Genomic DNA, 21,333 nt, shown 5'->3' with positions numbered 1-21,333 from the left:
GCATCCCCTAGGGGACCAGGCCCGGCGGCCGCAACCACGGGGGTACGCGCCCGGCCGGGGCCGCAACCCGAGGGGTAGGACGGGTGTCCACCGGCGGGCGACGCGGCGCCCCTGGCCGTACCCCGACGCTGGGCGCGTGGATCCCGACGTACTCGATCTCGCGCGGCTGCAGTTCGCCCTCACCGCGGGCGGACACTTCCTCTTCGTCGCCCTCACCCTGGGCCTCGCGACGGTCGTCGCCGTGCTGCAGACCCGGGCGACCTTCTCCGGCAGGCCGCTGGACGCGCGTCTGGTGCGCTTCTGGGGCCAGCTGTACGTGATCAACTACGCGGTCGGGATCGTCACCGGCATCGTGATGGAGTTCCAGTTCGGCATGAGCTGGAGCGGGCTCACCCACTACGCGGGGAACGTCTTCGGCGCCTCGCTCGCCGTCGAGACGATCGTGGCCTTCTTCGTCGAGTCGACCTTCCTCGGCCTGTGGATCTTCGGCTGGCACCGGCTCAACCGCTGGGTGCACCTGGCCGCGATCTGGATCGTGGCGCTCACCGCGTATCTCTCCGCCTACTGGATCCTGGTCTCCAACGGCTTCCTCAACCACCCCGTCGGCCACCGCACGGAGGACGGGATCCTGGTCCTGGACGACCCGGTGGCGGTGCTCACCAACCCGTCCGCGCTGCTCGCCTTCGGGCACGTGGTGGCCGGGGCGCTGCTCACGGCGGGCTTCTTCATGGCGGGCGTGAGCGCCTACCACCTGTTCCGGCGCTCCCCGGAGTGGGAGTTCTTCGGGCGCAGCCTGCGCATCGGGGTGTTCCTGTCGTTCCCGGCGCTGATGGTGACGGCCGTCTTCGGCGGACTGCAGCTCTCCGCGCTCAGCACCTTCCAGCCGATGAAGTCGGCGGTGTTCGGGCAGCGGACCGCGGAGATCGCGCGCCTCCAGGCGGATCTGGTCGCCCGCTTCGGCCCCGGGGACTACGTCCCCTCGGTCGGCCTGACCCGCGGTGCGGGGCTGATCATGCTCATCTGCTTCGCGCTGATGATGTATTTCAGCTTCGCGGGTTTGATCCTCGCCTGCTTCAGAAGAGCCGTCTTCCGCTTCCGGCTCTGGCACCTGGCCCTGATGGCCGCGGTGCCGCTGCCGTATGTCGCCATGATCAGCGGCTGGGTGTTCCGCGAGGCGGGCCGCCAGCCCTGGGTGGTGTACGGCCTGCTGAAGACCGAGGACGCGGTCTCCGGCCTCTCCCCCGGCGCGATGCGCCTCTCGCTCGCCGTGTTCACCACGCTCTTCGGGCTGCTTGCCGTCCTCAACGCCTGGCTGCTCGCCCGGCACGCCCGGCGCGGCCCCGTCGAGGGCGGGCTCGGCCACGACGAGCGGGCCGGCGGCGACGCGCCGGACCCCGCCGACGCGCTGCCCGCCGCCCGCTACTGACCTCACAGCCCCTCCTGGGAAGGAGCCGCAAGCCCGTGGACACCCTCGCCCTCGCCCTGCTCGCCCTCTTCACCGCCGGCTGGTTCGTGCTGGGCGGCGCGGACATCGGCACCGGCATGCTCACCCCGTACCTGGGCCGCGACGCCCGCGAACGGCGGCTCGTGATCGCCTCCTTCGCGCCGTTCTTCCTGGCGAACGAGGTGTGGCTGGTCGCCCTCGCGGGCGTCCTCGCCGGCTGCTTCCCGGAGCTGGAAGGCCGGCTGCTCACCGGTCAGCTCCCGGTGCTCGTCGTGCTGCTCGCCGCCCTGGTCGTACGGGACCTGGGCCTGTGGACCCGGCAGCGCGGCCCCGGCCCGCGCTGGCGGGCGCTGTGTGACGGCGCCGTGACCGCCGGCAGCTGGGGCCTGGCGCTCGCCACCGGCTGGCTGCTCGCGGCGCTCCTCACCGGCCGCCCGTACGAGCCGGCCGGCGGGCCCGTCGCCGTGCTCACCGCCCTCGCGGTGGCCGCGCTGCTCGCCGCGCACGGCCTCGGCTTCGCCGCCCTGCGCCTGACGGGAGTGCCGTACGAGCGGGCCCGGCGGCTCGTCGGGCGGGCGGGCGGGCCCTGGCACCCCTTCGCGCTCACGGCGGTGCTGCTCGGCGGGCTGCCGCTCGCGGCCGGGAGCGTCCTGGCCCCGGGCTCCCACGCCGCCGGCCCGGCCACCCTGCGGCTGCTCGTCCCGGTGCTGCTCGCCGTCACCGTGCCGATGCTGGGCGTCCAGGTCTGGATCCGGCGCCTCTTCGGGGACCGGGTGACCGGCCCGTCCTACTTCTGAGCGCCTTCGCCCGCGGTGGCGCCGTCCGGTTCCGGCCCGGCGTCCCGTCCCGGCTGCTCCTTCTTGGCGTGCAGCGCCTTCTGGAGCCGGGCGACGACCGCCTCGCCGTAGCGCCGGTGGCCGTGGACGCGGGGGTCGTCGGTGACGTCGTACCGCTTCACATAGGCGCCGAGGAAGGCCTGCAGGGTGGCGACGGCGGGGATGGCGATCAGCGCGCCGACCGCGCCGAGCAGCGCGGTGCCCGCGATCACCGAGCCGAAGGCCACGGCCGGATGGATGTCCACGGTCTTCGAGGTCAGCTTGGGCTGCAGCATGTAGTTCTCGAACTGCTGGTAGACCACGACGAAGACCAGCACCCACAGCGCGTACCAGGGGTCCACGGTGAAGGCGATCAGCATCGGCAGGGCGCCCGCCAGATAGGTGCCGATGGTCGGGATGAACTGCGAGACGAGACCCACCCAGACGGCGAGCGCGGGCGCGTAGGGCACGCCCAGGATCTCGAAGAGCACGAAGTGCGCGACACCGGAGATCAGCGCCATCAGTCCGCGCGAGTAGAGATAGCCGCCGGTCTTGTCGACGGCGATCTCCCAGGCGCGCAGCACCTCGGTCTGCTTGGCCGGCGGGAGCACCGAGCACAGGGCGCGGCGCAGCCGGGGCCCGTCGGCGGCGAAGTAGAAGGCGAAGAGGAAGATCGTCAGCAGCTTGAAGAGCCCGCCGAGGAGCGTCGCGGAGACGTCGAGCACACCGGAGGCGCTGTTCTGCACGTACTTCTGCAGCCAGCCGGAGCGCAGCACGCTGTCCTGCACCTCGAGCCGGGACAGCTCGGTGTGGAAGTGCTGGTTGGCCCAGTTGATCAGCGAGTCGAGGTACTTGGGGAAGTTCTCGACCATGTCGACGATCTGGCCGGCGAGCATCGAGCCGAGGAGCACGACGAAGCCGACGCCGAAGACCAGGACGCCGAAGAAGACGATGAAGGTGGCGAGCCCCCGGCGCATCCCGCGCGCCGCCATCCGTCCGACCGCCGGTTCGATGGCGAGTGCCAGGAAGAAGGCGAGCAGGACGTTGACGAGCAGCCCGACGAGCTGGTGGAAGGCCCAGCTGCCGAGCTGGAAGCAGGCGTAGAGGGCGAGCGCGAGGACCAGGGCGCGGGGCAGCCAGCGCGGCATCCGCGACGCGGGACGGCCGGCGCCGGCGGCCGGGGCCGCGGGATCGGCAGGGGTCGCGGGGGTGGTGAGGGTGGTGGGCTCGGTGGGTGCGGTGCGGGCACCGGGGGCGGTGCGCGGGGTGCCGGGATCGATGGGGTCGTCCGTCTCGTCGGTCTTCTCGTCGTTCACGTCAGTCGGGGCCACTCCGCCAGTCTCGCGCACCGCGCGGACATTCCGTCCCGGAGCCGTCACATCATCTGTTCTCGGCGGGCACGCCGACGGCCGCGCAGACCGCCCGCCAGACGTCCTTGGCCTCCCAGCCCGCGTCGAGCGCCTGGTGCACGGTGCGTCCGCCCAGCTCCGCCATCACGTGGTCCCGGGCGAAGGACTCCACATAGGACGAACCGAAGTGTTCGGTCATCCGTTCCCAGAAAATCGTCAACCGCATGACCCCAGTATCCCGCCCGACGAGTGCAGCCCGGGCCGAAGCCCTTGTCAGCCGCGCTTTTCCTCCTACGGTCGGAACATGGCCGGAAATCCTCCAGAAACCCCCGCTCCGTCCGCGTCGCAGCCGTCTCCCCTGGCGCGGGCCGAGCAGTTCGTCTGGCTGACTGCCCGCGTGCTCGAACAGCGCCGGTTCGCCTACCACTTCCTGCGCGGCGGCGCCGACCCCGTCGAGACCGCGCTCAGCGCCTACCTCAACGAGGACGGCGGCTACGGCCACGCCCTCGAACCCGATCTGCGCGGTCCGGTCAGCCAGCCGCTGCACACCGCGCACGCGCTGCGCGTGCTCGACTCCATCGGCCGCTGCGGCGGGCTGCGGGTCGAGCGGATCTGCCGCTATCTCACCGAGGTGTCCACGCACGACGGCGCCCTGCCCGCCGTCCACCCCTCGCAGCGCGGCTACCCGACGGCCCCGTTCGTCCCGGTCGTCGACGACCCGCCGAGCGAGCTCCTCACCACCGGGCCGGTGGTCGGCCTGCTGCACCGCAACCAGGTCTGGCACGCCTGGCTGTTCCGCGCCACCGAGTTCTGCTGGGCGGCCGTGGACGCGCTCGAGAAGTCGCATCCGTACGAGATCCAGGCCGCCGTCGCCTTCCTCGACGGGGTCCCGGACCGGGCCAGGGCCCAGGCGGCGAGCGACCGGCTCGGGCGGCTGGTGCGCGAGGGGGGCCTGGTGGTGCTCGACCCGGACCGGCCCGAGGACTACCCGGTGGCCGAGGGCTACGCGCCGGGCGAGCGCCACTACCCGTACGACTACGCGCGCGTGCCGGACTCGCTGGCCCGCCGCTGGTTCACGGACGAGGAGATGGCCCGCTCCCTGGACCACCTCGCGGCGGCCCAGGAGGAGGACGGCGGCTGGCCGGTCAACTGGCGGCAGTGGGCGCCGGGCTCCGCCCTGGAGGCCCGGCCGGTGGTCACCGTGGAGGCGCTGCGCACGCTGCGGGCGCACGGCCGGTCCATCGGCTGACGCCTGAAGGTTGCGGTGGTCCAGGGGTCCGGGGCGGGGTCAGCCGCCGAGGGCCCGGACGCCGGCCGTGACCGCGACGGCCGCGCCGACGACCACCAGGAAGGGCGCGCGCAGGACGAGGGCGACGGCCGCGGCGGCGAGCCCGGCGGCGCGGGCGTCGACGGTCAGCGCGCCCTGGCTGCTGAAGGTCTGCTGGGCGGTGAGCGCGGCGAGGAGGGCGACCGGGACGAGCGCGGCGAGCTTGCGGACGAGCGGGCGCTCCAGGGTGTCGGCGGGCACGAGCAGGCCGAGCAGCTTGACCAGGTAGCAGCCGCCGGCGGTCAGCGCGATGGCGATCCAGACGTTCATCGGGCGTCCTCCTGTCGCTGCGAGGTCTTCGACGTCTTCGACCGGCCGCGGAAGCCGCGGAAGAAGAGCACGGCGGGGGCGGCGAGCGCGGCGGCGAGCACGGGCACGCCGGCCGGCAGCACCGGGAGCAGTCCGAGGCCGAGGAGTACGGCGAGGGCGGCGGTGGCCCGCTCGGTGGTGCTCTTCAGCATCGGCGCGAGCAGCGCGAGGAAGACGGCGGGCCCGGCCGCGTCCAGGCCCCAGGCGTCGGTGTCGCCGATGGCCTCGGCGCCGAGCGCGCCGAGCAGCGTGGTGACGTTCCACAGCAGGTAGAGGGTGAGGCCGGTGATGGTGAAGCCGATCCGCGCGGTGCGGCGGTCCGGCTGGGCGAGGGCGACGGCCGTGGTCTCGTCGATCACCCACTGCGCGGCGAACGGGCGGGCGAACCGGCGCAGCGCGAGCAGCTGGGACAGGCGCAGCCCGTAGAAGGCGTTGCGGGTGCCGAGGAAGAAGGCCCCGGCGGCGGCCGTGAACGGGTTGCCGCCCGCGGCGAGCGCCCCCACCAGCGCGAACTGCGAGGCGCCGGTGAAGACGAGCAGGCTGAGCGCGCAGGTCTGGAGCAGGCTGAGCCCGGCGCCCGCCGAGGTCACGCCGAAGGCGAAGCCGGAGAGCCCGACCGCGCTCCCGACCCCGAGCGCGTCCCGGACGACGGCGGCGTCGCTCTTCGTGTCGGCTGTGCCGAGGGTTGCCGGTGCGGTTGCTGGTGGGGTTGCTGTCTGTTCTGCCACGTCGGCGACGGTACGGGGCGGGGCGGCGGCCGGTCTTGTACGTTCTTGCGCCCCCCCGGGCGGCCTCAGCGCAGGCCGCGGGCCCGCTGGTAGGCCCCCGGGGGCACCCCGACGCTGCGGGTGAAGTGCCGGTTGAGGTGCGGCTGGTCGGTGAAGCCGACGGCGACGGCGGCCTCCGCCGGGGGCGTGCCCGTGTCCAGGAGGCGGCGCGCCCGCCGGACCCGGGCGTCGGTGAGCCAGGTGTGCGGCGGCATCCCGTACGCGGCGCGGAAGGCCCGCAGCAGCGCGAAGGGGCTGGTGCCGAGCTCGGCGGCGAGCCGCTCCAGGGTCGGCGGATCGGCCATCCGCTCCTCCAGGACGGCACGCGCGCGTGCCGCGTCCCGCGCTCCGGCGGCGAGCGGGGCCAGCGGCGTCACCCGGCCGCCGTGGCTGCGCAGCATCCGCGCGGTGACCAGGCGCAGCAGGCTGTCGGCGGCCAGCGCGTTGCCCTCCTCGGCGGCCCGGTGCACGCCGACGACGAGCCGGGCGGCGTACGGGTCGTCCACGACGGGCTGCGTGAATCCGGCGTCGCCGCGCAGCGCGAGGGTGTCGGCGGCGATGCCGCGGATCAGTTCGGCGTCGGGGTAGATCGTGCGGTAGGTCCAGCCCTCGGGCACGCCCGCGTGCCCGGTGTGCGGGGTGTCCGGATTGACGAGCGCGATCTGGCCCGGCCCGGCGTGCACGAGGTCGCTGCCGTAGTGGAAGGCCTCGACGCCCTCGGTGATCGCGGCGAAGACGAAGCTCTCGTGGGTGTGCCGGGAGAAGCTCTTCCGCACGTAGTGCGCGTGCAGCAGGTCCACCCCGGGCAGCCCGTCCGGCCGCCAGTACCGCGCCCGCTCCCCGGCCCGCCCGGAGGCGGCGGCGGGAGCCCCGCTGAGGTCACCCTCGGCGACGGCATGCCCACGCGGACCGCCGGCGCGGGCACCCTCGGCGGCGCCCTGTCGTGACTCGCGTGCCGGCCGGTCACCGACCGCGCCGGTGGCCCGGGAGCTCCCGGACGTCCCGGCGACGTCCGCCCGGCGGCCCGCGGCGGTGCCCGTCGGCGGGTTCGGCGCGTCGGGAGTGCTCATCTCCCCATTCTGCGCCCCTCCCCCGGGCCCGCCACCAGCGGGTTTTCCCAGGTCCGGGCCGTTGTCAGTGGTGGGGTGCACGATGGGGGACATGGTCAGGTCCGCACTCGACTCGTTCTCGCCCGCGACCCGGGGCTGGTTCACCGGGGCCTTCCACGCGCCCACCGCCGCTCAGGAGGGTGCCTGGAAGGCCATCGGCGCGGGTTCGGACGTGCTCGTCGTGGCACCGACCGGCTCGGGCAAGACCCTGGCCGCGTTCCTGGCCTCGCTCGACCGGCTGGCGGCGGTGCCGCCGCCCGCCGACGCGAAGAAGCGCTGCCGGGTGCTGTACGTGTCGCCGCTGAAGGCGCTGGCCGTCGACGTGGAGCGGAATCTGCGCTCGCCGCTGACCGGCATCCGGCAGGAGTCGGTCCGGCTGGGGCTTCCCGAGCCGGACGTGAAGGTGGGGATCCGGTCCGGCGACACCCCGCCGGCCGAGCGCCGGGCGCTGGCGACCCGGCCGCCGGACATCCTGATCACCACGCCCGAGTCGCTGTTCCTGATGCTGACCTCGGCCACCCGCGACGCGCTCGCGGGCGTGGAGACGGTGATCCTGGACGAGGTCCACGCGGTCGCCGGCACCAAGCGCGGCGCGCATCTCGCGCTCTCCCTGGAGCGGCTCGACGAGCTGCTGCCGCGCCCGGCCCGCCGGATCGGGCTCTCCGCGACGGTGCGGCCGGTGGAGGAGGTCGCCCGCTATCTGTCGCCGCAGCGCAAGGTGGAGATCGTCCAGCCGCCGTCGGGCAAGGAGTTCGACCTCTCGGTCGTCGTGCCGGTCGAGGACATGGGCGAGCTGGGCGGCTCCCCCGCCTCGGACGCGGGCGACGGCGGCGACCGGCCGTCGATCTGGCCGCATGTGGAGGAGCGGATCGCCGACCTGGTGCAGGCGCACCGCTCGACGATCGTCTTCGCTAACTCGCGTCGGCTCGCCGAGCGCCTCTGCAACCGGCTGAACGAGATCGCGTACGAGCGGGCCACCGGCGAGGCCCTGCCCGACGACAAGCCGCCCGCCGAGATCATGGCCCAGTCGGGCGCGGCCCGTGGGGCGCCGCCGCTGCTCGCCCGGGCGCACCACGGCTCGGTGTCCAAGGAGCAGCGCGCCCAGGTCGAGGAGGACCTGAAGGCGGGCCGGCTGCCGGCGGTGGTGGCGACGTCCAGCCTGGAGCTGGGCATCGACATGGGCGCGGTGGACCTGGTGGTGCAGGTCGAGTCGCCGCCCTCGGTCGCCTCCGGGCTGCAGCGGGTGGGCCGCGCGGGGCACCAGGTGGGCGCGGTGTCGACGGGCGTGGTCTTCCCGAAGTACCGGGGCGATCTGGTGCAGTCGGCGGTGGTCACCGAGCGGATGCGGTCCGGCTCCATCGAGTCGCTGCGGATCCCGGCGAACCCGCTGGACGTGCTCGCCCAGCAGCTGGTGGCGATGGTCGCCCTGGACTCCTGGCAGGTGGACGACCTGCTCGCGACGGTGCGCCGGGCGGCGCCGTTCGCGGCGCTGCCCGAGTCGGCGTTCACGGCGGTCCTGGACATGCTGGCCGGGCGCTATCCCTCGGACGCCTTCGCCGAGCTGCGCCCGCGCGTGGTGTGGGACCGGGTCGCGGGCACGGTCACCGGCCGGCCGGGCGCGCAGCGGCTCGCGGTCACCTCGGGCGGCACGATCCCCGACCGGGGCCTGTTCGGGGTGTTCCTGGCGGGCGCCGACCCGAAGAAGGGCGGCGGCCGGGTCGGCGAGCTCGACGAGGAGATGGTGTACGAGTCGCGGGTCGGCGACGTGTTCACGCTGGGCACCACGTCCTGGCGGATCGAGGACATCACCCGCGACCGGGTCCTGGTGTCGCCCGCGCCGGGCGTGCCGGGGCGGCTGCCGTTCTGGAAGGGCGACCAGCTGGGCCGCCCGCTCGAACTGGGCCGGGCGCTCGGCGCGTTCCTGCGCGAGGTGGGGGCCCTCGCGCCGGACGACGCCCGGCTGCGGCTGCTCGCCGCCGGGCTCGACGCCTGGGCGGCGGACAACGTCATCGGGTATCTCGCGGAGCAGCGCGAGGCCTGCGGCCATGTGCCGGACGACCGGACGATCCTGGTGGAGCGGTTCCGGGACGAGCTGGGCGACTGGCGGGTGGTGGTGCACTCCCCGTTCGGCGCGCAGGTGCACGCCCCGTGGGCGCTGGCGCTCGGCGCCCGGCTCGCCGAGCGGTACGGGATGGACGCGCAGGTGATGCACGCCGACGACGGCATCGTGCTGCGGCTGCCGGACGCGGATCTGATGGGTCTCGACCTGCTCGACAGCGAGCCGGTGGATCCGAGCCGGCTCGCCGACACCGTCTTCGACGCCGACCAGGCGCCGGTGGGCGCCGCCGACGCCGTCTTCGACCAGGGCGAGGTCGAGCAGATCGTCACCGACCAGGTCGGCGGCTCGGCGCTGTTCGCCTCCCGCTTCCGCGAGTGCGCGGCGCGCGCCCTGCTCCTTCCCAAGCGTAATCCGGGCAAGCGCACCCCGCTGTGGCAGCAGCGCCAGCGCGCGGCGCAACTGCTGCAGGTGGCGAGCGAGTTCGGCTCCTTCCCGATCGTCCTGGAGGCGGTCCGCGAATGCCTCCAGGACGTCTTCGACGTCCCCGGCCTGCGCGAACTGATGGGCGACATCGAGTCCCGCCGGGTGCGCCTGGTGGAGGTCACCACCCCGGAGCCGTCGCCGTTCGCCCGCTCCCTCCTCTTCGGCTATGTCGCCCAGTTCCTGTACGAGGGCGACTCGCCGCTCGCCGAGCGCCGGGCCGCCGCCCTGTCCCTGGACTCCCGGCTGCTCGCCGAGCTCCTCGGGCAGGCGGAGCTGCGGGAGCTGCTCGACGCCGACGTGCTGACGGAGCTCGAGCGGGAACTCCAGTGGCTGACCGAGGACCGGCGGATCAAGGACGTGGAGGGCGTCGCCGACGCCCTGCGCGTCCTTGGCCCCCTGACCACGGCCGAGCTGGCCGAGCGGGGCGCCGAGGCCGGCTGGGCCGAGGAGCTGTCCCGGGCCCGGCGCGCGATCCGGGTGCGGATCTCGGGCGCCGACCACTGGGCGGCGATCGAGGACGCGGGCCGGCTGCGGGACGCGCTGGGCACGGCGCTGCCGGTGGGCGTGCCGGAGGCGTTCACCGAGCCGGTGAAGGACCCGCTGGGCGATCTGCTCGCCCGGCACGCCCGCACCCACGGCCCGTTCACCTCCTCCGAGGCCGCCGCCCGCTTCGGCCTGGGCCCGGCGGTCACCGACGGCGCGCTCCAGCGCCTGGCCGCCGCCGGCCGCGTCGTACAAGGAGAGTTCCACCCCTCGGGCATCGGCCAGGAGTGGTGCGACGCCGCCGTCCTCAGACGCCTGCGCCGCCGCTCCCTCGCCGCCCTGCGGCACGAGCTGGAGCCGGTCCCGCCGGCCGCGCTCGCCACCTTCCTGCCCCAGTGGCAGCACCTGGGGAGCAACGGCCTGCGCGGGATCGACGGCCTGGCGCGGGCGATCGAGCAGCTGCAGGGCGCCCCCGTGCCCGCCTCGGCCCTGGAGAAGCTGATCCTGCCGTCCCGGGTGCGGGACTACTCCCCCGCACTCCTCGACGAGCTGACCACCACCGGCGAGGTCCTGTGGGCGGGCGCCGGATCGCTGCCCGGCAAGGACGGCTGGATCTCCCTCTATCTCGCGGACGCGGCGCCGCTGCTCCTGCCGCCACCGCACCCGCTGGAGCTGACCGGCCTCCACGAGTCCGTCCTCGGCATCCTCTCCGGGGGGTACGGCCTGTTCTTCCGCCAGATCGCCGACCAGGTCCGGGCCACCACCCACCCGGACGCCACCGACCCGCGGCTCGCCGACGTCCTCTGGGACCTGGCCTGGTCCGGGCGGCTCACCAACGACACCCTGGCCCCGCTGCGCTCGCTGCTCGGCTCGGGCCGCACGGCCGGCTCCACGGCGCACCGCGCCCGCCGCACGGTCCCGCGCGGGCGGTACGGGACGCTGAGCGCCGCCGCCCGTCCGGCCTCCCGCACCGGGCCGCCCACGGTGAGCGGCCGCTGGTCGCTGCTGCCGCCCCTGGAGCCGGAGCCGACCCACCGGGCGCACGCCCTGGCCCGTACGCTGCTCGACCGGCACGGCGTCGTCACCCGGGGCGCGGTGGCCGCCGAGGGCGTGGAGGGCGGCTTCTCCGCCACGTACCGGATCCTGTCCGCCTTCGAGGACAGCGGGCAGGCCCGCCGCGGCTATGTGGTGGAGGGTCTGGGCGCGGCCCAGTTCGCCATGGACGGGGCGGTGGACCGGCTGCGGGCCGCCGCGAACGCCCGGGACCGGGGCGCCGAGGAGGGCGCGGGCCCGAAGGCGGTGTTCCTGGCGGCGGCCGACCCGGCGAACGCGTACGGGGCGGCCCTGTCCTGGCCCGAGCCGCCCACCGGCGCCGGCCACAAGCCGGGCCGCAAGGCGGGCGCCATGGTGGTCCTGGTCGATGGCGAGCTGGCGCTCTACATGGAGCGCGGCGGCAAGACGCTGCTCTCCTGGCCCGCCGAGCCGGACTCCCCTGCGCTGAAGGCCGCCGCGGAGGCCCTGGCCGCCGCGGCCTCGGCGGGCTCGCTCGGCACGGTCACGGTGGAGCGGATCAACGGGGCGACCGCCCTGACCTCTCCGCTCTCCCGCCCCCTGGAGGCGGCCGGCTTCCACGCCACCCCGCGCGGCCTGCGGCTGCGCGCCTGAGCCCCGGCCGGGCCGGACGCCTGGCGCCCCTGAAGACCGCTGCCCCGGCGCCGGGCGCGGCATGATGGGCGCATGCCCGAAGGAGACAGCGTCTGGTTCGCGGCCCGCCGGCTCGACGAGGCACTCGCCGGCCGGGTGCTGACCCGCTCCGACCTGCGCGTCCCCCGGTTCGCGACCGCCGACCTCACCGGCCGCCGGGTCCTCGACGTCACCCCGCGCGGCAAGCATCTGCTCGCCCGGATCGAGGGCGGTCTGACCCTCCACTCCCATCTGCGGATGGACGGCGCCTGGCGGATCTTCCCCACCGGGGAGCGCCCGCGCGGCGGCCCGGCCCACCAGATCCGGGCGATCCTCGGCAACGCCGAGTTCACCGCGTACGGCTACCGGCTGCCGGTCCTGGAGCTGATCCGCACGGCGGAGGAGCCGAAGGCGGTCGGCCATCTCGGCCCGGATCTGCTCGGCCCGGACTGGGACCCGGCGGAGGCGGTGCGCCGGCTGTCCGCCGACCCGGCCCGCACTCTCGGCGAGGCCCTGCTCGACCAGCGCAATCTCGCGGGCATCGGCAATGTCTACAAGTCGGAGCTGGCCTTCCTGGCCGGCGTCACCCCGTGGCTGCCGGTCGGCGAGCTCGCCGAAGGTGTGCCCGAGCGGCTCGTCGCGACGGCGCACCGGCTCCTGGAGGCCAACAAGGACCGCCCGGACCGCCGCACCACCACGACCGGCCGGACCGGGGAGCGCCTGTACGTGTACGGCCGGGAGGGCCGCCCCTGCCCCCGCTGCGGCGGCCCGGTGCGGCGCGCGGAGCTGGGCGACCGCGTCACCTACTGGTGCCCGGGCTGCCAGCGCGGCCCGGACGGCAACAACCACCCCCGCACCAATTGACGATCCGTCAGATCCGGTCGTACGGTCCGGACATGACCCTCACCGTCCGCACGGCGTACGACCTCACCGGCCGCACCGCGTTCGTCACCGGCGCGGCGAGCGGCATCGGCCGGGCGACCGCCGTGCTCCTCGCCGAGGCGGGGGCGAGCGTGCACTGCGCGGACCGCGACGAGCCCGGTCTGAAGGAGACGGCGGCGCTGATCGCCCGCCGGGGCGGCACCGCGCACCTCCACCCGCTCGACGTCGCCGACCGGGCCGCCCTCGCCGCCGCCGTACGCGCCGCGGGCCCGCTGCACGTGATGGCCGCGGTCGCCGGGATCATGCACACCAGCAGCGTCCTGGAGACCCGCGACGAGGACCTCGACCGGATCCTCTCGGTGAACTTCAAGGGTGTGCTCTACGCCTGCCAGGAGGCGGCCCGCTCGATGATCGAGCACGGCGTGCCGGGTTCGATCGTCACCATGGCCTCCGGCGCCATGGACACGGCGAGCCCGGGGCTGCTCTGCTACAGCGTCGCCAAGGCGGCCGTGGTGCAGCTGACGAAGACCCTGGCGGCCGAGGTGGGCCGGCACGGCGTCCGGGTGAACGCGGTCGCCCCGGGCTGGGTGCGCACCCCGATGACGGACCGCCACGAACCGGCCGCCCAGGAGCAGGCCGAGGCGGCGATGGTCCGGGTGTCCCCGCTGGGCCGGGTCGGCGAGCCGGCCGACATCGCCCACGCGGTGCTCCATCTGGCCTGCGACGCCTCGTCGTTCACGACGGGTCAGATCCTGCGCCCCAACGGCGGCGTCGCGATGCCCTGGTGAACCGCGCCCTCGCGCCCGCGCGGCGCCGTGACGAGGCGGCCACGTGCACCGGCAACAGGCTCAGCCCCCAGCCGCCCGCGGCCACCGCCCCCTCGACCGGTCCCGTCTCCCCCGGCACCAGCAGCAGGCGCACCACCGCCCACCACCAGAGCCCACCGGCCACCAGTCCTGCCGCGACCAGCATGAGCGTCACCAGCGGAACCCGTCGCCGTACCATGGCCGCCTCCTCCGGTCGACGCTAGTCCCGCAGGATCACCCGGCGGGAGGGCGCACAGGAGGCAGACCCGGCGCACGGCTCGCGTATCGCCATGGTCCGGATTCCTTCCGATCGCTGCGCAGGCCGCCCGCGCGGCCCCGGCCCAGTCTCACCCGACCGGGCCGCGCCCGCATCCAGAGAAGCACTCACGCGGACGCGGAGCGTACGCACGGGTACGGGAAAGCCCCGGCCGGCGCCCCTTCCAGGGACCGACCGGGGCTCACCCCACTTCGCTTGCGTGCTGCCGCTCGGCTCAGGCCGCGACGACGTCGACCGCCTCGGCGGGCGCCTTGATGGTCACCCGCTCGGTGGACACACCGGCCACCGACGTCACCGACACCGAATTGAGCATCGGCCGTACCGGCGCCGGCACCGGTTCGCTCGCCGCTGCCGACTCGGCCAGTTCGGCCAGCGACAGCTCGTCGCTCACTTCACGCATGAGCTCGGACATCCGTACGTCCAGCGCGTCGCAGATCGCGGAGAGCAGCTCGGAGGAAGCCTCCTTCTGCCCCCGCTCCACCTCGGAGAGATAGCCGAGTGAGACTCGGGCGGACGAGGAGACTTCGCGCAGAGTACGGCCCTGGCGCTGGCGCTGCCGACGCAGCACGTCACCCAACAGGCGACGGAGCAGAATCATCGGTGGCTCCCTCCTCGGACCGCGTAGCCGCATCCTTCACGCCCCACCGTACCGCCTCGCGCCGCGGCCGTGCGGGGAGCGATGTCGTGTTCACTCATGGCTGCAAACATCAATCTCCCCCGTTCTGTTCCGTATCCTGTGCCCGCGCATTTTCCGAGTGTTCGTCGCGGAGCAGTTCCCACAGCAATTCGAGCACGCTCCGTACACTCTCTCTACGGATTTCCGCTCGGTCGCCGTTCAACCGCAACGCGGCCACCTTGCCCGCCCGGGCGGCCCCCGCGGCCTCGCGCGCGGGCCCGGCGACGGCCACGTACACGGTCCCCACCGGCTGTCCGTCCTGCGGTTCGGGACCCGCGACACCGGTCGTGGCGATGCCCCAGTCGGCGCCGAGCCGGGCCCGCACGCCGGCCGCCATCTGCAGCGCGACCTCGGGGTCGACCGCCCCGCGCTCCGCCAGAAGGGTGCCGTCCACCCCCAGGAGCTGCTCCTTCAGGGGCGTGGCGTAGGCCGTGACGGAGCCGCGGAAGGACTTCGAGGCACCGGGGACCCCGGTGAGCTCCGCGGCCACCAGACCGCCCGTGAGGGACTCGGCGACGGCCAGCGTGTGACCACGCAGCGCGAGCAGCTCGAGCACCCGGGCGGCGCCGTTCATCGTGACTCGGCCCCCGCGCCCGTCGTCGCGGCCGCCTCGGCGGCCTTCGCGGCCCGCTCCGCGGCGAGCCCCTTGCGGCGCAGGACCACCGCCTGTCGCACGTAATCCAGACCGGTGACGACCGTCAGCACGACGGCGATCGCCATCACCCACCAGCGCAGGGTGGCGAGTGGACCGACGAGCGCGAGCACGTACATGCCGACCGCCGTGCCCTGCGCGAGGGTCTTCATCTTCCCGCCGCGACTGGCCGGGATGACCCCGTGCCGGATCACCCAGAACCGCATCAGGGTGATGCCGAGCTCGCGGGCGAGGATCACGCCCGTCACCCACCACGGCAGGTCGCCGAGATAGGACAGCGAGATCAGACCGGCCGCCATGATCGCCTTGTCGGCGATCGGGTCGGCGATCTTCCCGAAGTCGGTGACCAGGTTGTACGTGCGGGCCAGGTGCCCGTCGAAGACGTCGGTGATCATGGCCACCGCGAACGCCGCCCACGCCCAGGCGCGCCAGGCCGGGTCGTGGCCGCCGTCCTGGAAGAGCAGCACCACGAAGCCGGGCACGAGCACCAGGCGGATCATGGTGAGGATGTTCGCGATGTTCCAGAGACTGGCCTGATTGACGGCCGCAGCCCCCAGCTTGCCGCGGGGCGCCGGCCTGCTACCGGTCCCGCCCGTCGCGGATGCCGGGACTCCGGTCATCTGCCCGCCTCCTCGATAAGACACTCGGCCACCAGGTCGACGCCCTCGGTGGCGACGACCTCGGCCCTGACCATACGTCCCGGGGCCAGGTCGGCGTCGTCGGTCGAGTCCATGGTGAGGATCACCTGGCCGTCCGTCTCCGGCGCCTGGTGCGCCGCGCGGCCGATCCAGCCGTCCTCCTCGTCGAAGGATTCCACCAGTACTTCCAGGGTCTCGCCGATCCGCTCCTCCGCGCGCTGGGCGGTGAGCTCCTCGGCGAGCCGGGACAGGTGGGCGAGCCGCTCGTCGACGACCTCCTGGTCGAGCTTGTGCTCGTAACCGGCGGCCTCGGTGCCGTCCTCGTCGGAGTAGCCGAAGACGCCGATGGCGTCGAGCCGGGCGTGCGTGACGAAGCGTTCCAGCTCCTTGAAGTCCGCCTCGGTCTCGCCAGGGAAGCCGACGATGAAGTTGGACCGGGCACCGGCGAGCGGCGCCTTGGAGCGGATGGTGTCGAGCAGCTCCAGGAAGCGGTCGGTGTCGCCGAAGCGGCGCATCGCCCGCAGCACGTCCGGCGCGCTGTGCTGGAAGGACAGGTCGAAGTACGGGACGACCTTGTCGGTCGAGGTCAGCACGTCGATCAGGCCGGGGCGCATCTCGGCGGGCTGGAGGTAGCTGACCCGGACCCGCTCGATGCCGTCGACGGCGGCGAGCTCGGGCAGCAGGCTCTCCAGGAGGCGGATGTCGCCCAGGTCCTTGCCGTAGGAGGTGTTGTTCTCGGAGACCAGCATGACCTCCTTGACGCCCTGCTCGGCCAGCCAGCGGGTCTCGTTCAGCACGTCCGAGGGACGGCGCGAGACGAAGGAGCCGCGGAAGGACGGGATGGCGCAGAAGGAGCAGCGGCGGTCGCAGCCGGAGGCCAGCTTCACGGAGGCGACCGGGCTGGTGTCCAGACGGCGGCGCAGCGGCGCGCGCGGCCCGGAGGCGGGCGCGAGGCCCTCGGGAAGGTCCGTCAGGTCGGCGGGCGTCTCCTCGGCGGCCGCGGGCGCCTCGGCGCCGTCGCCGTGTCCGGGCAGGGCCACGGAGGCGGCGGCCTGCTGACGCTCGACCGGCGACAGCGGCAGCAGCGTGCGCCGGTCGCGCGGGGCGTGCGCCTCGACGTTTCCGCCGCTGAGGATGGTCTGGAGGCGGCTGGAGATGTCCGCGTAGTCGTCGAAGCCGAGCACGCCGTCGGCCTCGGGAAGCGCGTCGGCGAGCTCCTTGCCGTAGCGCTCGGCCATGCAGCCGACGGCGACGACGGCCTGGGTCCTGCCGTGGTCCTTCAGATCATTGGCTTCGAGGAGGGCGTCGACGGAGTCCTTCTTGGCGGCCTCGACGAATCCACAGGTGTTGACGACGGCGACATCCGCGTCCTCGGCGTTCTCGACGAGCTCCCAGCCGTCCGCTGCCAAGCGGCCTGCGAGCTCCTCCGAGTCCACCTCGTTACGGGCGCAGCCAAGAGTGACAAGGGCGACGGTACGGCGTTCGGGCATGGACTCAAGACTACTTCGTCCCGGCCGTACCTCCGTCGCGCAGGGTTCACCTGCGCGACGGCCGTCACACACGGCGACGGAGGCGGGCGGAAGACCGGGCCGGGCCGGGCGGGCCGGCCGGGGCTCAGCCGGCCTGCGGGTCGCCCTTGGTGTACGACAGGCGCTCGACCTGACCGGACTCGAAGGTGTCCTCGACCTTCTTGCCGTTGACGTACAGCTCGATCGGCCCGGCGTTGCCGAGGATGAGGTCGATCCGCTCGTCGTCCTGGAAGGTCTTGGACTCGCCCGCGAGGAGCAGCCCGTCGAAGAGCAGCTTGCCGTCGTGGGCCTTGGCGGAGATCCAGCTCTTGTCGTCGGTCGCGGTCAGCTTGACGGTGACCTTGTCCAGCGGGGCCGCCGCGATGGCGGACTCGGAGGGCACGGGCTTGGGTTCGGGCTTGACCGGCTTGGGCTTGGCCGGGGCGGTGGTCTTGGTGGCGGGGGCCGGGCCCTCCGCCGCCGCGCCCGCCTGGCCGGCGCCGTCGTTCCCGTTGAACATCGTGAAGCCGACGAAACCGACGACGGCGACGATCGCCGCGACCATGGCGGCGGTCCAGTTGGGCCGGCGGGGCTCGGGGCGGATCCGCTCCGCCTCGAACAGCGGGGCGGCGGGGGTGGGCGACGGGCGGCCGCCGTGCTCGGCGTCGTACTGCTCGATCAGCGATGCCGGATCGAGCCCCACGGCGCGCGCGAGCGTGCGGATGTGCCCGCGGGCGTAGACGTCGCCGCCGCAGCGCGAGAAGTCGTCCTCCTCGATCGCGTGCACGATCGGGACGCGCACGCGGGTGGAGGCGCTGACCTCTTCAACGGTGAGACCGGCGGCGACACGGGCCTGCTGAAGGGCACGACCGATCGAATCCCGGTCATCTGCCGGGAAGTTCCGGTCGTCCTCGGGGGATTCGGGGGAGTTGCCGATGGACACGAGAGCGCCTTTCGAGCGTGTAGCCACCTGCTGGATGTTCAGTCTATGGGTGGTACGAAAGGGTGGGGCAACCGGGCGGGCGTCGTTTGTACGCCATGAGGCTGGGACAGGGTCCTGTCCCTCCCTCCAACTTGACGTACGCCCAAGGGAAACGGTTGCCCACTTTCCCTTACGAGTGAGTCTCGGCCAGGTCTCGATCAAGGTGCAGCTGCCCGGTCGGGCCTGCTCGGGCGGGTTCGTCCGGACGGGCCTGCCCGGCCGGGGTCCCTACTCCCCGCCGCGGATCCGGTCGAGCACCTCGTCCAGCTCGTCCGGCTTGACCAGCACGTCGCGGGCCTTGGAGCCCTCGCTCGGGCCGACGATGCCGCGCGACTCCATCAGGTCCATCAGCCGGCCGGCCTTGGCGAAGCCGACGCGCAGCTTGCGCTGGAGCATCGAGGTGGAGCCGAACTGGGTGGAGACGACCAGCTCCGCGGCCTGGCACAGCAGGTCGAGGTCGTCGCCGATCTCCTCGTCGATCTCCTTCTTCTGCTTGGTGCCGACCGTGACGTCGTCCCGGAAGACCGGCGCCATCTGGTCCTTGCAGTGTTGGACGACGGTGGCGACCTCGTGCTCGGTGACGAAGGCGCCCTGCATGCGGACCGGCTTGTTCGCGCCCATCGGCAGGAACAGGCCGTCGCCCTTGCCGATGAGCTTCTCGGCGCCGGGCTGGTCGAGGATGACCCGGCTGTCGGCGAGCGAGGAGGTGGCGAAGGCGAGCCGGGACGGCACGTTCGCCTTGATCAGACCGGTGACGACGTCCACCGAGGGCCGCTGGGTGGCGAGCACCAGGTGGATGCCGGCCGCGCGGGCCAGCTGGGTGATGCGCACGATCGCGTCCTCGACGTCCCTCGGCGCGACCATCATCAGGTCGGCGAGCTCGTCGACGATCACCAGGAGGTACGGGTAGGTCTTGAGCTCGCGCTCGCTGCCCGGCGGCAGCTGGACCTTGCCGTCCCGGATGGCCTGGTTGAAGTCGTCGATGTGCCGGAAGCCGAAGGCGGCCAGGTCGTCGTAGCGCAGGTCCATCTCGCGCACCACCCACTGCAGGGCCTCGGCGGCCCGCTTGGGGTTGGTGATGATCGGGGTGATCAGGTGCGGGATGCCCTCGTAGGCGGTGAGCTCGACCCGCTTGGGGTCGACGAGCACCATCCGGACGTCCTCCGGGGTCGCTCTTATCATCACCGAGGTGATCAGGCAGTTGATGCAGGACGATTTGCCGGAGCCGGTCGCGCCGGCCACCAGGATGTGCGGCATCTTCGCCAGGTTGGCCATCACATAGCCGCCCTCGACGTCCTTGCCGAGCGCCACCAGCATCGGGTGGTCGTCCTCGGCGGCCTCGGCGAGGCGCAGCACGTCGCCGAGGTTGACCATCTCGCGGTCGGTGTTGGGGATCTCGATGCCGACCGCGGACTTGCCGGGGATCGGGGAGATGATCCGCACGTCGGGGCTGGCCACGGCGTACGCGATGTTCTTGGTGAGCGCGGTGATCTTCTCGACCTTGACGGCCGGGCCGAGCTCTACCTCGTACCGGGTGACCGTCGGGCCGCGCGTGAAGCCGGTGACGGCCGCGTCGACCTTGAACTCGGCGAAGACGTTGGTGAGCGACTCGACGATGGCGTCGTTGGCGGCGCTGCGGGTCTTGCCGGGGCCGCCGCGCTCCAGGAGGTCCATGGAGGGCAGCGAGTACGTGATGTCGCCGGAGAGCTGAAGCTGTTCGGCGCGCGGCGGCAGGTCGGTCGGCTCGGGCGCCGGCTTGGTGAGGTCGGGCACCCCGCCGCCGGACCGGTCGCGGGCGGTGCCGCGGGCGGTGGGCACGGGCGCGCCGGGCCGCGGGTCCACCTCGGCCTCCGCGGCGTCGGCGGCCGAGGCGGCCACGGCGGCGGCCCGCTCGGCGGTGACGTCCCGGGTGAGGTCGGCGACCAGCGGGGACGGCGGCATGCCGTTGAGGACGGCGCCGTCGAGCGCGGCGGCCGCGGCGGCGGCCACGTCGACCGGGTCGAGTCCGGTGGTGTCGAAGGAGGACGCGGACGGGGCGGTACGGCTCCGCCGGCCGCGCCGCTCCAAAGCGGCGGCCTCGGCCCGGTCGGGGTCGTAGTCCGGGCCCGCGCCGGGCGCGCGCCGGCGCACGGGCCGGGCGGTGCGGGGCGCGTCCTCGCGCCACTCGTCGTCGTAGTCCTGCGCCCCGGCGGCCTCCTCGGGCCCGTACTCGGGCTCGACCAGGCCGAGCCGGGCGCCGAGCGCGCGCAGCCGCTGCGGGATGGCGTTGACGGGGGTGGCGGTGACGACGAGCAGTCCGAAGACGGTGAGCAGCACCAGGAGCGGCACCGCGAGGACCTCGCCCATCATGAAGATCAGCGGCTTGGATGCGGCCCAGCCGATGAGCCCGCCGGCGTCCTGCATGGCGTCGGTGCCGTCGCCGCGGCCGGGCGAGCCGCAGGCGATGTGCACCTGTCCGAGCACGCCGATGACGAGCGCGGACAGGCCGATCACGATCCGGCCGTTGGCCTCGGGCTTCTCCGGGTAGAGGATCAGGCGTACGGCGATGGCGCCGACGAGCAGCGGGACGAGCAGGTCGAGCCGGCCGAAGGCGCCGGTGACCAGCATCTCGACCAGGTCGCCGACCGGGCCCCGCAGATTCGACCAGGTGCCGGCGGCGACGATCAGGGCGACGCCGAGCAGCAGCAGCGCGAGGCCGTCCTTGCGGTGGGCCGGGTCGAGGCCCTTGGCGCCCCGCCCTATCCCCCGGAACATCGCCCCGACGGCGTGCGCGAGTCCGAGCCAGAGGCCGCGCGCCAGCCGGTAGACGCCCCCGGTGGGGGACGGTGCCGGGCGGGCCGCGGGCTTCTTCGCCGCCGTCTTGCGCGCGGGCGCGCGCTTGGCGGGCGCGGACTTCCTGGCCGGAGCCTTCTTCGCGGGGGGTTTGGCGGGCGACTTGGCGGCCGTCGTCTTCTTCGCGGCACCGCCGGCACCGCTCGTACGGCCGGCGGCCCGTGGTTTCGCGGTGCCCGCCGTGCCCTGGGAACCCTTGCCGGACGTACGTGAGGCCATGGTGCTGAGGTTACCTGCGCAACCCGCCGGGGA

Annotated in this window: 17 protein-coding genes and 1 pseudogene; 6 read left to right on the top strand and 12 right to left on the bottom strand. The window is 73.8% G+C overall.

The features are described 5' to 3' along the window. Positions 1-136 precede the first annotated feature (136 nt). Both JAO84_RS27360 and JAO84_RS27355 read left to right on the top strand, forming a co-directional pair. On the top strand, positions 137-1,426 hold the full coding sequence (locus tag JAO84_RS27360; RefSeq protein ID WP_370415201.1) for a cytochrome ubiquinol oxidase subunit I: 1,290 nt from the start codon (positions 137-139) through the stop codon (positions 1,424-1,426). 35 nt (positions 1,427-1,461) lie between these two features. Further along, positions 1,462-2,241 (top strand): cytochrome d ubiquinol oxidase subunit II, encoded by a 780-nt coding sequence (locus JAO84_RS27355; protein ID WP_370415200.1) that lies wholly within the window; start codon positions 1,462-1,464, stop codon positions 2,239-2,241. On the opposite strand, the gene JAO84_RS27350 is transcribed toward JAO84_RS27355, so the two are convergent. Further along, a complete protein-coding gene (locus tag JAO84_RS27350; RefSeq protein ID WP_370416882.1) occupies positions 2,232-3,407 on the bottom strand; it encodes an AI-2E family transporter in 1,176 nt (391 codons plus the stop codon). The genes JAO84_RS27355 and JAO84_RS27350 overlap by 10 nt on opposite strands. Before the next feature lie 232 nt (positions 3,408-3,639). Continuing rightward, complete coding sequence (locus JAO84_RS27345; protein WP_265864843.1) at positions 3,640-3,834, bottom strand: DUF3046 domain-containing protein; 195 nt, start codon at positions 3,832-3,834, stop codon at positions 3,640-3,642. 78 nt (positions 3,835-3,912) lie between these two features. Here JAO84_RS27345 and JAO84_RS27340 point away from each other — a divergent pair, with 78 nt between their 5' ends. Then, positions 3,913-4,857, top strand: coding sequence for a hypothetical protein (locus JAO84_RS27340; protein ID WP_370415199.1), 945 nt, complete (start codon positions 3,913-3,915; stop codon positions 4,855-4,857). Positions 4,858-4,896: 39 nt separating this feature from the next. On the opposite strand, the gene JAO84_RS27335 is transcribed toward JAO84_RS27340, so the two are convergent. The 3 genes and pseudogenes from JAO84_RS27335 to JAO84_RS27325 all read right to left on the bottom strand — a co-directional run. Beyond that, on the bottom strand, positions 4,897-5,205 hold the full coding sequence (locus JAO84_RS27335) for an AzlD domain-containing protein (protein ID WP_265864841.1): 309 nt from the start codon (positions 5,203-5,205) through the stop codon (positions 4,897-4,899). Then, positions 5,202-5,972: an AzlC family ABC transporter permease gene (locus JAO84_RS27330; RefSeq protein WP_370415198.1), complete on the bottom strand. Its 771-nt coding sequence runs from the start codon at positions 5,970-5,972 to the stop codon at positions 5,202-5,204. The genes JAO84_RS27335 and JAO84_RS27330 overlap by 4 nt, the downstream gene beginning before the upstream one ends. Positions 5,973-6,049: 77 nt before the next feature. After that, a pseudogene (locus JAO84_RS27325) lies at positions 6,050-6,820 on the bottom strand (AraC family transcriptional regulator); the annotation flags it as partial. Between the two features lie 352 nt (positions 6,821-7,172). Here JAO84_RS27325 and JAO84_RS27320 point away from each other — a divergent pair. The 3 genes from JAO84_RS27320 (at position 7,173) to JAO84_RS27310 (ending at position 13,498) form a co-directional block, all read left to right on the top strand. Continuing rightward, positions 7,173-11,810, top strand: a complete 4,638-nt coding sequence (locus JAO84_RS27320) for an ATP-dependent helicase (RefSeq protein WP_370415197.1) — start codon at positions 7,173-7,175, stop codon at positions 11,808-11,810. Positions 11,811-11,882: 72 nt separating this feature from the next. Continuing rightward, positions 11,883-12,692: a DNA-formamidopyrimidine glycosylase family protein gene (locus JAO84_RS27315; protein ID WP_370415196.1), complete on the top strand. Its 810-nt coding sequence runs from the start codon at positions 11,883-11,885 to the stop codon at positions 12,690-12,692. 32 nt (positions 12,693-12,724) lie between these two features. Then, positions 12,725-13,498 (top strand): SDR family NAD(P)-dependent oxidoreductase, encoded by a 774-nt coding sequence (locus JAO84_RS27310; protein ID WP_370415195.1) that lies wholly within the window; start codon positions 12,725-12,727, stop codon positions 13,496-13,498. Here JAO84_RS27310 and JAO84_RS27305 read toward each other — a convergent pair. From JAO84_RS27305 to JAO84_RS27275, 7 genes are all read right to left on the bottom strand, one after another. Further along, positions 13,446-13,715, bottom strand: a complete 270-nt coding sequence (locus JAO84_RS27305) for a hypothetical protein (protein ID WP_370415194.1) — start codon at positions 13,713-13,715, stop codon at positions 13,446-13,448. The genes JAO84_RS27310 and JAO84_RS27305 overlap by 53 nt on opposite strands. 292 nt (positions 13,716-14,007) lie before the next feature. Continuing rightward, a complete protein-coding gene (locus JAO84_RS27300) occupies positions 14,008-14,391 on the bottom strand; it encodes a helix-turn-helix domain-containing protein (protein WP_265864835.1) in 384 nt (127 codons plus the stop codon). A gap of 109 nt (positions 14,392-14,500) precedes the next feature. Continuing rightward, entirely contained in the window at positions 14,501-15,043 is a 543-nt protein-coding gene (locus JAO84_RS27295; RefSeq protein ID WP_370415193.1) for a CinA family protein, read from the bottom strand. Beyond that, positions 15,040-15,741, bottom strand: coding sequence for a CDP-diacylglycerol--glycerol-3-phosphate 3-phosphatidyltransferase (pgsA, locus tag JAO84_RS27290; RefSeq protein WP_370415192.1), 702 nt, complete (start codon positions 15,739-15,741; stop codon positions 15,040-15,042). Before pgsA ends, JAO84_RS27295 begins: the two co-directional genes overlap by 4 nt. Next, the gene (gene rimO / locus JAO84_RS27285) at positions 15,738-17,249 is read right to left on the bottom strand and encodes a 30S ribosomal protein S12 methylthiotransferase RimO (RefSeq protein WP_370415191.1); all 1,512 of its coding nucleotides are present in this window, start codon (positions 17,247-17,249) and stop codon (positions 15,738-15,740) included. Before rimO ends, pgsA begins: the two co-directional genes overlap by 4 nt. Before the next feature lie 124 nt (positions 17,250-17,373). After that, positions 17,374-18,210, bottom strand: coding sequence for a helix-turn-helix domain-containing protein (locus tag JAO84_RS27280; protein ID WP_370415190.1), 837 nt, complete (start codon positions 18,208-18,210; stop codon positions 17,374-17,376). 267 nt (positions 18,211-18,477) lie between these two features. After that, positions 18,478-21,300 carry a DNA translocase FtsK gene (locus JAO84_RS27275; protein WP_370415189.1) on the bottom strand — a complete coding sequence of 941 codons (2,823 nt, stop codon included), beginning with the start codon at positions 21,298-21,300 and terminating at the stop codon, positions 18,478-18,480. Positions 21,301-21,333 lie beyond the last annotated feature (33 nt).

This window comes from Streptomyces fradiae, assembly GCF_041270065.1.
Lineage (GTDB): Bacteria > Actinomycetota > Actinomycetes > Streptomycetales > Streptomycetaceae > Streptomyces.
The sequence above is the reverse complement of the archived record's forward strand: the minus strand, read 5'-3'. Positions and strand labels throughout refer to the sequence as shown.

What these genes read in the sequence shown, in the direction of transcription:
- JAO84_RS27335 (WP_265864841.1), bottom strand. Translation starts at nt 5,205, where the DNA reads ATGAACGTCTGGATCGCCATCGCGCTGACCGCCGGCGGCTGCTACCTG.
- JAO84_RS27320 (WP_370415197.1), top strand. Translation starts at nt 7,173, where the DNA reads ATGGTCAGGTCCGCACTCGACTCGTTCTCGCCCGCGACCCGGGGCTGG.
- JAO84_RS27310 (WP_370415195.1), top strand. Translation starts at nt 12,725, where the DNA reads ATGACCCTCACCGTCCGCACGGCGTACGACCTCACCGGCCGCACCGCG.
- JAO84_RS27305 (WP_370415194.1), bottom strand. Translation starts at nt 13,715, where the DNA reads ATGGTACGGCGACGGGTTCCGCTGGTGACGCTCATGCTGGTCGCGGCA.
- JAO84_RS27350 (WP_370416882.1), bottom strand. Translation starts at nt 3,407, where the DNA reads ATGCCGCGCTGGCTGCCCCGCGCCCTGGTCCTCGCGCTCGCCCTCTAC.
- JAO84_RS27340 (WP_370415199.1), top strand. Translation starts at nt 3,913, where the DNA reads ATGGCCGGAAATCCTCCAGAAACCCCCGCTCCGTCCGCGTCGCAGCCG.
- JAO84_RS27315 (WP_370415196.1), top strand. Translation starts at nt 11,883, where the DNA reads ATGCCCGAAGGAGACAGCGTCTGGTTCGCGGCCCGCCGGCTCGACGAG.
- JAO84_RS27275 (WP_370415189.1), bottom strand. Translation starts at nt 21,300, where the DNA reads ATGGCCTCACGTACGTCCGGCAAGGGTTCCCAGGGCACGGCGGGCACC.
- rimO (WP_370415191.1), bottom strand. Translation starts at nt 17,249, where the DNA reads ATGCCCGAACGCCGTACCGTCGCCCTTGTCACTCTTGGCTGCGCCCGT.
- JAO84_RS27300 (WP_265864835.1), bottom strand. Translation starts at nt 14,391, where the DNA reads ATGATTCTGCTCCGTCGCCTGTTGGGTGACGTGCTGCGTCGGCAGCGC.
- pgsA (WP_370415192.1), bottom strand. Translation starts at nt 15,741, where the DNA reads ATGACCGGAGTCCCGGCATCCGCGACGGGCGGGACCGGTAGCAGGCCG.
- JAO84_RS27295 (WP_370415193.1), bottom strand. Translation starts at nt 15,043, where the DNA reads ATGAACGGCGCCGCCCGGGTGCTCGAGCTGCTCGCGCTGCGTGGTCAC.
- JAO84_RS27345 (WP_265864843.1), bottom strand. Translation starts at nt 3,834, where the DNA reads ATGCGGTTGACGATTTTCTGGGAACGGATGACCGAACACTTCGGTTCG.